4 protein-coding genes are annotated in these 10338 nt (G+C 64.4%); all 4 read left to right on the top strand.

Annotated features, from left to right (window positions below; all coding sequences use genetic code 11):
- Positions 1–209: 209 nt before the first annotated feature.
- On the top strand, positions 210–3566 hold the full coding sequence (gene recC, locus MUW49_RS20770) for an exodeoxyribonuclease V subunit gamma (protein WP_244813155.1): 3357 nt from the start codon (positions 210–212) through the stop codon (positions 3564–3566).
- On the top strand, positions 3566–7180 hold the full coding sequence (gene recB / locus MUW49_RS20775; RefSeq protein ID WP_244813157.1) for an exodeoxyribonuclease V subunit beta: 3615 nt from the start codon (positions 3566–3568) through the stop codon (positions 7178–7180). The genes recC and recB overlap by 1 nt, the downstream gene beginning before the upstream one ends.
- Positions 7181–7188: 8 nt before the next feature.
- Positions 7189–9243: an exodeoxyribonuclease V subunit alpha gene (gene recD / locus MUW49_RS20780; RefSeq protein WP_244813159.1), complete on the top strand. Its 2055-nt coding sequence runs from the start codon at positions 7189–7191 to the stop codon at positions 9241–9243.
- Positions 9244–9296: 53 nt separating this feature from the next.
- Positions 9297–10338 (top strand): hypothetical protein (locus tag MUW49_RS20785; RefSeq protein WP_244813161.1); only part of this gene is annotated, 1042 nt, incomplete at its 3' end.

Below are 10338 nucleotides of genomic sequence, written 5' to 3' on the forward strand. Positions count from 1 at the left end.
AACGCCTTTTGGCCGGTGCCCTGCACCGGCTTTTTTGTGCCCGCTTCCCGGGGATGCCATCTGTGTGACGGCGCGCAGTCCGGACGCCACAAGTGCCTTTTGCATCTTATCCCCCGATCCCCGACAATCCCGATTCGCGTGCCGTGACGGGAATGCCAGAGAGTGTCCCCCCGCGCACCCCCTCTTCATGAAATTGGCGGGAGTCGTCCATGTTTACCCTCTACCACTCCAATCAGCTGGATCTGCTCAAGGAGCTGCTGGTGAGCCGCATCCGGCAGGCTCCGCTCTCCCACCCCTTCGATCGGGAGCAGATCCTGGTACAGAGTCCCGGCATGGCCCAGTGGCTCAAGCTGGAGTTGGCCAAGGCGTTCGGCATCGCCGCCAACATCGACTTTCCCCTGCCCGCGAGTTTCATCTGGGAGATGTTCACCCGGGTGCTGGCGGACGTGCCGCGCCAGAGCCCCTACAACAAGGGGGCCATGAGCTGGCACCTGATGACCATTCTGCCCACCCTGCTCGGCAGACCCGCCTTTGCGCCCCTCGCGGCCTATCTGGGGGGCAGTGACGGGGCGGCGCCGGAGCAGGTGCGGCTCTGGCAGCTCTGCCAGAAGGTGGCGGATCTGTTCGACCAGTATCTGGTCTACCGGCCGGACTGGATCGCCCGCTGGGAAGAGGGGGAAGGATTGAGCCAGGAGCTGGCCGGAGTGAGCGGTCAGGATTGGCAGCCCGAGCTCTGGCGCGAGCTGGTGGCCCGCACCCTGGCCCTCAGCCCCAGCGGCTACCACCGCGCCAACCTCTACGAGGCTTTCATCCACGAGCTGGAGCGCACCCGGGATCTGCCGGGCAGGCTGCCGCAACGGGTCTTCGTGTTCGGCATCTCGGCCCTGCCGCCCCGCTATGTGGAGGCCCTGCTGGCCCTCGGCAGCCGCCCCGAGGTGGAGGTGCACCTCTTTGTGACCAACCCCTGCCGCTACTACTGGGGGGACTTGCTCGATCGCAAGACCCTGGCGCGCCTCGAAAACAAGCTCAAGCCCGGCACGGATCTCGAGACCCTGCAGGGCCCCGCCAACCCCTTGCTCGCCTCCATGGGCAAGCTGGGGCGCGACTACCTGCACCAGCTGATGGAGCTGGAGGTGCCGCAGATCGAGGCCTTCGTCGACATCGAGGATCGCGACGATGAGGGCAAGGTCACCTTGCTGCGGGCCATCCAGAAAGACGTGCTGGAGCTGGCGGAGCGGGGGGCTGGCGAGTTCAGTCTCGATGCCAGCTACCACAAGAGCCCTGTCAGCCTGGATGACGGCACTTTGCAGATCCACGCCTGCCACGGCCCCATGCGGGAGCTCGAGGTGCTGCATGACCGGCTGCTGGCCCTGTTCGAGCAGGATCCCACCCTCACCCCCAAAGACGTGGTGGTGATGATGCCGGACGTCAACAGCTACGGCCCCTACATCCAGGCCGTCTTTGGCAAGGAGGGCGGCAAGGGGCGGGGCGGGGCCCGCGGCCAGATCCCCTTTGCGATCTCCGATCGGGCGGCGAGCCAGGAGAGCCCGTTGCTGCAAAGTTTCCTCGCCCTGCTCAGGCTGCCGAACGCCCGCTTCGGGGCGGGGGAGCTGCTCGCCATCCTGGAGGTGCCCGCCGTGCTGCGCCGCTTCGAGCTGGACGACGACGAGTTCAACGTGCTGCGGCGCTGGGTGCAGGAGACCGGCATCCGCTGGGGGCTGGATGACGACTATCCCGAGCGCTTCGCGCTGCCGCGTCTGTCCGGCAACAGCTGGCTGTTCGGCCTGAGGCGCATGCTGCTGGGTTTTGCCATGGGGGACGGGGAGCCGGTGGCGGGGATCCTGCCCTATGCGGACATCGAGGGTCAGCAGGGGCTGATCCTCGGCAAGCTCGCCTGGTTCGTCGACTCCCTGGCGGAGTTTCTGCCCCGGCTGCAACAGGCGCAGCCGCTGGCCGAATGGCACGCCTGCCTGCTGGCGCTGCTGGAGCGCTTCTATCTCGCCGACGAGGATGAAGAGCGCCAGCTCCAGCTCATTCGCAGCCAGCTCATCGACTGGCAGGCCCAGCTCGGCGAGGCCCGCTTCGAGCAGGCCATCAGTGCCGACCTGTTGCAGGACTACCTCGGCAGCGTGCTGGGGGAGTCCCGCTCCAGCCAGCGCTTCCTCGCCGGTCAGGTCAACTTTTGCACCCTGATGCCGATGCGCTCCATCCCCTTCCGCCAGGTCTGCCTGCTCGGCATGAACGACGGCGTCTACCCGCGCACCCTGCCCCCCATGGGCTTCGATCTGATGGCGGTGGCCTCGCGGCGCGGGGACCGATCCCGCCGGGATGACGACCGCTACCTCTTCCTCGAGGCGCTCCTCAGTGCCCAGCAGGGGCTCTACATCAGCTATCAGGGGTTCAGCGCCCAGGACAACAGCGAGAAGGTGCCCTCCGTGCTGCTGGCAGAGCTCATCGACTACGTGCGCCAGGGCTTCGTGCTGGCGGGGGATGAAGATCTCGACGACGACACCTCGGGCCGGCGGCTGCTCGAACACCTGATCGTGGCGCACCCCCTCACCCCCTACAGCCCGGCCTACTTTTACCCCGAACCCGGCTCCGGTCTCTTCACCTATGCCGCCGACTGGCTGCCTGCACTGAGCCCGGTGCGGGGTGCCGCCAACTTCCAGAGCGGCGATCTGCCCCTGCCCGCGGAGTGGGGCAGGGAGCAGGGGCTGGAGCTGGCGGAGCTGCTGCGCTTCTATCGCCAGCCCGCCAGGTACTTCCTCAACCGCCGCCTCAAGGTGTGGTTCGAGCTGGAGGAGGCGACCATCGAAGACAGCGAGCCCTTCGAGCTGGACGGCCTGCAGCATTATCAGCTCAAGGCGCTGCTGCTGGATGCCCATCTGACCGAAGGGGAGAGCGAGGCCCGTCGCCACCGGCTGCAACTCTCCGGCCTGCTGCCGCAAGGGTGGTTCGGCAGCCTGCTGCTGGAGGAGATCGACGGCGAGATGGGCAAGCTGGCGGCGCGGCTGCGTCCCTGGACGGGGGACAAACAGGCGGTGGAGATCGACATCGCCCTGGCCCAGGGGCAGCTTCAGGGCTGGATAGACACCCAGAAGGGACGAGCGCTGGTGGTCAAACCCGGCAGCTTCAACGGCAAGGATCTGCTGCTGGCCTGGATCCAGCACCTTTGCCTCTCATTGAGCAGCGCCCCCGGCGACACCCTGCTGTTCGATGCCAAACAGAGTCTGCGGCTGCCGAGGCTTGCGGCGGACGAGGCGCGGCCCAGGTTGGCGGCCCTGGTGGCCCTCTGGACCCAGGGGATGAAGCGGCCGCTGCCCTTCTTCCCGAGCACCGCCTGGGAGTGGCTCAAGGCGATCGAGAAGGATCCGGCAAAGCCGGAGGAGGCCGACAAAGCGGCGCTTGCCCGCTTCAACGGCGGCTACATGGTGACGGGAGAGGGGCAGGACGTCTATGTCGCCCGCTGCTTCCCGGAACTCGATGACGAGGTGCTGGCCCAGTTGCAGGGGCTGGCCCGTGAACACCTGACCCCGCTCCATCAGGCGCTGGAGGAGTTGCAATAATGGCTAACCCGCTCAATCCCCTGCGTTTTCCCCTCTATGGCGAGCGGCTGATCGAGGCCTCCGCCGGGACCGGCAAGACCTATACCATCGCGGGCCTCTATCTGCGCCTCTTGCTGGGCCACGGCCCGGTTATCGAACAAGCAGGCGAGGAGGGGGGAGACGCCGGTCAGCCCTGTGCCCACGAGCGGCCCCTGTCGGTGACAGAGATCCTGGTGGTGACCTTTACCGAGGCGGCCACCGCCGAACTGAGGGGGCGGATCCGCGCCCGCATCCACGAGGCGCGCCTCGCCTTTATGCGCGGCCACAGCACGGATACCCTGCTGGCCCAACTGCTGGCGGAGGTGGAGGATCACGACCTGGCGGCCCGTCGCCTGCTGGCCGCCGAGCGGCAGATGGACGAGGCGGCGGTCTTCACCATCCACGGCTTCTGCCAGCGGATGCTCAGGCAGAACGCCTTCGAGTCGGGCGCCCTCTTTGAAACCGAATTTTTGACCGACGACAGCCGGCTCCGGCTGCAGGCGGTGAGTGACTACTGGCGCGCCGAGTTCTATCCGGTGGATCAGCCCCTGGCCCGGGCGGTGCGAAGGCTCTGGCCGAGCCCCGCCGCCCTGCTGCGGGAGATGGGGAGCTGGCTCGACAACGACGAGCTGGAGATCCGCCCGGTGGCGGGGGACGAGACCCTGGCGGCGCGGCACAGTGTCGCCATGGCCCGCATCGGGGCGGTGAAAGCCGGGTGGCTGGCGCAGACGGACGAGATCCGCCGCCAGACCGAGGGGCAGATCAGCCGTTACACCGGCAAGAACTATGAGGGCTGGCTTGCCAAGATTGGCGACTGGGCGCAGAACGAGACCAGCGGCTACGTCCTGCCCAAGGAGCTGGAGCGCTTCGGCCAGCAGGCGCTGGAGGAGAACCTCAAGAAGGGGGGAGCGGTGCCCACCCTGCCGCTCTTTGGCGAGATAGACGCCCTGCTGGCGAGCCGACCCGGCATCCGGGATCTCGTCTTGCAGCGGGCGGCCAGGGTGGTGCGCAGCCGAATGCAGGAGAGCAAGCGCCAGGCCCATCAGCTCTCCTTCGACGATCTGCTGCGGGATCTCGACGGGGCGCTCGGCTCGGGCCTGGGGGAGCGGCTGTGCGAGCGCATCCGCGCCACCTACCGGGTCGCCATGATCGATGAATTCCAGGATACCGACCCCCAGCAGTACCGCATCTTCCATCGCCTTTACGGCGGTCACCAGGACACGGCGCTCCTGATGATCGGCGACCCCAAGCAGGCCATCTACGGCTTTCGTGGCGCCGACATCTTTACCTACATCCAGGCGCGGCGAAATGTGAGCGCCCACTACACCCTCGGGCGCAACTGGCGCTCAAGCCGCGCCCTGGTGGCGGCGGTCAACGGCCTGTTCGAGCGGGCGAAGGATCCCTTCATCTACGAGGCGGACATCCCCTTCCTGCCGGTGGAGGCGCAGGGCAAGAGCCGGGCACTGTTGATCGAGGGGCAGACCGCCCCCGTGCTGCACTGCTGGCAGCTCACCGGTCAGCCCACCTTCAACAAGGGGGAGTACCAGAGCAGGATGGCCCGCGCCACGGCGGCGGAGATCCATCGCCTGCTCACGCTGGCCCGGGAGGGCAAGGCGATGCTCGGCAGCGAGCCGGTCAGGGCCGGGGATATCGCCGTGCTGGTGCGCACCGGCGCCGAGGGCAAGCTGGTGCAGCAGGAGCTGGCACGCCTTGCCATCGCCTCCGTCTATCTGTCGAACCGCGAGAGCGTGCTGGCCCAGGTGGAGGCGCGGGAGATCCTGCTGATCCTGCACGCCTGCCAGAACCCGAGCGATGAGCGAAGCCTTAGGGCGGCGCTCGCCACCGGCCTGTTCGATCTCGATGCCAGGGCCCTGGACGCGCTGGCCTCGGACGAGCGGGCCTGGGAGAGCGCGGTGCAGGAGTTCATGGGATACCGCGCGGTCTGGCATCGCCACGGGGTGCTGGCCATGCTGCGGGCCCTGATGCACGGGCGCAACCTCGCCGCCTCCCTGCTGGCGAGCCCCTACGGGGAGCGGCGGCTGACCAACTTCCTCCATCTCGGCGAGCTGCTGCAACAGGCGAGCGGCGAGCTGGACGGGGAGTACGCCCTGCTGCGCTGGCTCGGGGAGGCGGTGAGCCAGCCCAACGGCCAGGACGGGGAGCAGATACTTCGCCTGGAATCCGAGCGCAAGCTGGTGCAGATCGTCACCATCCACAAATCCAAGGGGCTGGAGTACCCGCTGGTCTTCCTGCCGTTCATTTGCAGCCACCGCGCCGCCGACACCCCCCTGTTCCACGAAACGGGGGAGGCGGGCAATCGTACCGTGCTCGATCTCACCGGCGCCGAAGAGTCCCTGGCCGAGGCCGACAAGGAGCGCCTCGCCGAAGACTTGCGCCTGCTCTACGTGGCCCTGACCCGGGGGGTCTATGCCACCTGGCTCGGGCTGGCGCCGGTGCGTTCCGGGGCGGGCAAGTCGGAGAAGACCGACCTGCACCGCACCGCCATCGGCTACCTGCTGCAAAAGGGGGAGGAAGGGGACGCCGGGACACTGGCGACCGCCCTCACCGACCTGGCCCAGGCCCTGCCGGGGGTGGCTGTCGGTGAGCCCTCGCTCACCCGCCCGGCCCCGCTGCCCGCCGAAGCGGAGAAGCCGGGGGAGCCCACCGTGCGTGCGTTCCAGGGGCAGCTTGAGCGGGACTGGTGGATCAGCTCCTACTCCGGGCTCGCGGCCCAGGGCAACGGCCACGGCAAGGGGGTGCTGGCCAACCCCGGCTTCGACGACGAGGTGGCCACCGAGGCCGCCGTCACCGTGCAGGAAGAGGAGGCGCCCGCCCCTTCCATCTTCACCTTCCCGAAAGGGGCGCGTCCCGGCACCCTGCTCCACAGCCTGTTCGAGACCATCGACTTCGAGCACGCGAAGGGCGAGTCGCTGGCACAGCACATCGCCGCCCTGCTGACCCAGGAGGGGTTCGACGAAGGCTGGGCCCCCGTGCTGCAACAGCAGGTGGAGGCGGTGCTGGATACTCCCCTTGAGACCGGCCTTGGGGATCCGGTGCGGCTGCGGGATCTGGCCCCCGAGCGCAAACAGGTGGAGCTGGAGTTCTTCCTGCCCATGGGGCGGGTGACGGCACCGGCGCTGACCGCACTCTGCCAGCAGCACGACCCCCTGTCGCGGGACGGCAAGCCGCTTGGTTTTGCCACCGTGCAGGGGATGCTCAAGGGCTTCATCGACCTGGTGTTCGAGTGGCAGGGGCGCTGGTATCTGCTCGACTACAAATCGAACCACCTTGGCATGAGCCCCGCCGATTACGGCCGCCCGGCCCTGGAGCGGGCCATGCGCGAGCATCGCTACGATCTGCAATACCAGCTCTATTCCCTGGCCCTGCATCGGCTGCTCGCCTTGCGGCTGCCGGGCTACGATTTCGACCGGCATTTTGGCGGGGTCTTCTATCTCTTCCTGCGCGGCATGCCCCAGGGGGGCATTTTCCATGCCCGGCCCAGCCGGGAACTGGTGCTGGGGCTGGACGAGTTGTTTAGTAAAGGTGTGACATCTGACGATCATCGTTTAGAGAAATCGAACAAGGCAGAGGCATGAGGGGCGAGATGAAGGGCGAAACCATGATAGAGCGGCTGAAAGCCTTGGCGCTGGCGGGGCGCATCCGCCAGCTTGACCTGCAATTTGCCAGGCTGGTGGCCGACCTTGGCGGCAGCCCCGAGCTGGTGCTGGGGGCCGCGCTCGCCTGCCATGAGCTGGGGCGCGGCCATGTCTGCCTGCCGCTGGCGATGCTCGCTCAGGGCGGTGACGGGCAGGGATCCTCGCGTCCCTTCGGGCTGGATCCGGATCAGAGCCGGGATCTGCTGGCGGATCTCGCGGATCCTGCGAGCTGGCCCGCCCTCTTTGCGGCCAGCCCCCTGGTGGGGAGCGAACAGGAGGAGGGAGAGAGCCCCCGCTGGCCCCTGCGGCTCTGGGGGGATCGCCTCTACCTCACCCGCTACCACGACTTTGAGCTGGGGGTGGCCCGCCACCTTAGCGCCTTGAGTGAACGGGCCGAATGGCCGGAGATTGCCCCGGCCCTGTCACGCCTCTTTGCCCGCGACTACGGCCTGGTATTCGGGGCCCTGCTCAAGGCCCGCCTCGCGCCGGATTTCTCCGTCCGCCACTTTGTGGAGAAGTACCTGGATCTGGTCTTCCCCCATGAGGTGGAGTGGCCTGCCGTCGAGACCCTGCTAAAAAGCGCCCAGGCGGCCAGCGAGCTGGAGCGGCTGGATACCCTGGTGCCCGAGGCGCTCTGCTGCAACGGCCAGAAGCTGGCGGCGGCCACGGCGGCGGCGCGTCCCTTCGCGGTCATCTCCGGCGGCCCCGGCACCGGCAAGACCACCACGGTGGCCAAGCTCCTCGCCATCCTGGTGGAGACCGGCCTGCAAGGGGGCAAGGCCCCGGCTATCCGGCTGGTGGCCCCCACCGGCAAGGCGGCGGCGCGTCTGACCGAGAGTATCGGCGCTGCCCTGCAGGCGCTGGACTTGCCCCCCGAGTGGGTGGAGGCCATCCCCACGGAGGCGGGCACCCTGCACCGGCTGCTCGGAGTGATCCCCGGGCGCAGCCAGTTCCGCCATCACAGAGGCAACCCGCTGCACCTCGACCTGCTGGTGGTGGACGAGGCCTCCATGGTGGACCTGCCCATGATGGCGCGCCTGCTGGATGCGCTGCCGAGCCATGCCCGCCTCATCCTGCTCGGCGACAAGGATCAGCTCGCCTCGGTGGAGGCGGGGGCCGTGCTCGGGGATATCTGCAGCTTTATCGAACAGGGCATCAGCCCCGCGCAGGCACACTGGCTCTCCCGCCAGACCGGGTATCGCCTGCAAGGCACGCCCGCAGGGGCCAGTGTGCGCGACAGCCTCTGTTTGCTCTCCAAGAGCTGGCGCTTTGACCAGCATTCGGGCATCGGCCAGTTGGCGCGGGCCTGCAACAGCGGCGACGGGGCGGCGGTGGAGGCGGTCTGGGGCGCAGGATTTGGCGACATCCGCCTGCACCCCTGGGCGGGGGAGGCTTACAACGCCTTGATTGCCGAGGGGGTGGTCGGTTACGGCAGCTACCTCAAGGCGGCCCGGGCCGGCGAGGATCCGGCGGCGGTGTTCAAGGCGTTCAACGGCTTCCAGATCCTCTGCGCCCTGCGGGACGGCCCCTTCGGGGTGACGGGGCTCAACGAGCGCCTCGAACTGGCCCTCGCCAAGGCAGGGCTGATCCAGCGTGACGGCGACTGGTATGCGGGCCGCCCGGTGATGGTGGTGCGCAACGACCACGGGGTGGGCCTCTACAACGGCGACATGGGGCTCTGCCTGCCCGATGACAACGGGCGCCTCAAGGTGTGGTTCGAGCAGCCGGACGGCACCCTGCGGGCTTTGCTGCCCAGCCGGTTGCCCCCCCACGAGACCGTCTACGCCATGACCATCCACAAATCCCAGGGGTCGGAGTTTGCCCATACCGTGCTGGTGCTGCCCGACAGCCCCAGCCCGCTCCTGACCCGCGAGCTGGTCTACACCGGCATCACCCGCGCCAAGGCCCGGCTCGATCTCTACGGCGATCGCTCCCTGCTGGCACAGGCCGTGCGGAAAAAGACCGAGCGGTATTCGGGGTTAGCGGAGAGGTTGGGGGAGTGAAGCTGATAAGGTTTATTGATACAATATCATCAAATTAAATGTAGGTTAACAGGATGAAATTAAGTCATTTTTTAGAAAACTATTTTCCTGGGGTATCCACTTTAGCTCCAACAGCTATTAATTTTTATGATGAGCCGACAGTGTTTCATCAATCAGTGGATTTGAATAAAATAGTTTCTTGGCCGCCAAACGTATTTTTAATAATATACTCGATTTTAGAATATACAGATAAGTATCGTTTAATCGTATCTCCACAAGAGCACTTTAGATGGAAAAAAGATGACCTCCGTACTGTAGAGTTGCTTGCATCACAGTGGTTAGAGTTATTAACCCACCAGATAGACTTTCTTGATAACAGACCATTATTTAATGCGCCAGAGCTAAAATCATATATTTCAGTTGTTTTTGCTCATGAAAACTATAATGTGAGTGTTTATGAGTTGTTAGATAGAACTGAATTCGCTCACGCGTTATTTGTATTGTTTCTTTCGGTAGATGAAGCATTTGAACAGCTTAATTTGTGTGATGAAACTGACTTTAATATCATAAATCGTCATATTCTAATTAGAAAGTTGTTCATGAATGAGTATGAGAATTTATCTGATAATCATGGTCAGTTTGGTTTTGTTACATTAAAGTCCAATGTGCCGCAATCTGGACTTACAATTAATAATTTAACACAGCACCTAACAGTAATTAAACCTTCTGTTAAGCCGAAAGTGGTTACTAATGCCATAGAACGAAACGTTTATAATAAAAAAAGTTATAATGTTTTGATCTTGCCATGGCCTATGGACATAAGCCACGAGGCCTTTTTGGCAAAAAATGAAAATAACAATCTTGAAATGGATGATTATTTTGGTTTCTTTGAATATAGGCCTGATCAGGAGCTAAAGTCACAGAGTTTTATATCAGTTATAATATCGGCGATAAAACGTGTCAGGCATATAGATTTAATTGTTCTACCCGAGTGCTCACTAACGGTAAGAGCATTCGAAAGATTTCAAAACATACTTTTTGAGTGCTTTGGTGAAAAGGCCCCATCACTATTAGCCGGTGTCTATGGTGATGACAATAATTACATAAAAAATTCTG

Source organism: Aeromonas sp. LsrichE-8G, assembly GCF_022869435.1.
GTDB classification, from domain to species: Bacteria; Pseudomonadota; Gammaproteobacteria; order Enterobacterales; family Aeromonadaceae; genus Aeromonas; species Aeromonas caviae.

What these genes read in the sequence shown, in the direction of transcription:
- recC (WP_244813155.1), top strand. Translation starts at nt 210, where the DNA reads ATGTTTACCCTCTACCACTCCAATCAGCTGGATCTGCTCAAGGAGCTG.
- recB (WP_244813157.1), top strand. Translation starts at nt 3,566, where the DNA reads ATGGCTAACCCGCTCAATCCCCTGCGTTTTCCCCTCTATGGCGAGCGG.
- recD (WP_244813159.1), top strand. Translation starts at nt 7,189, where the DNA reads ATGAAGGGCGAAACCATGATAGAGCGGCTGAAAGCCTTGGCGCTGGCG.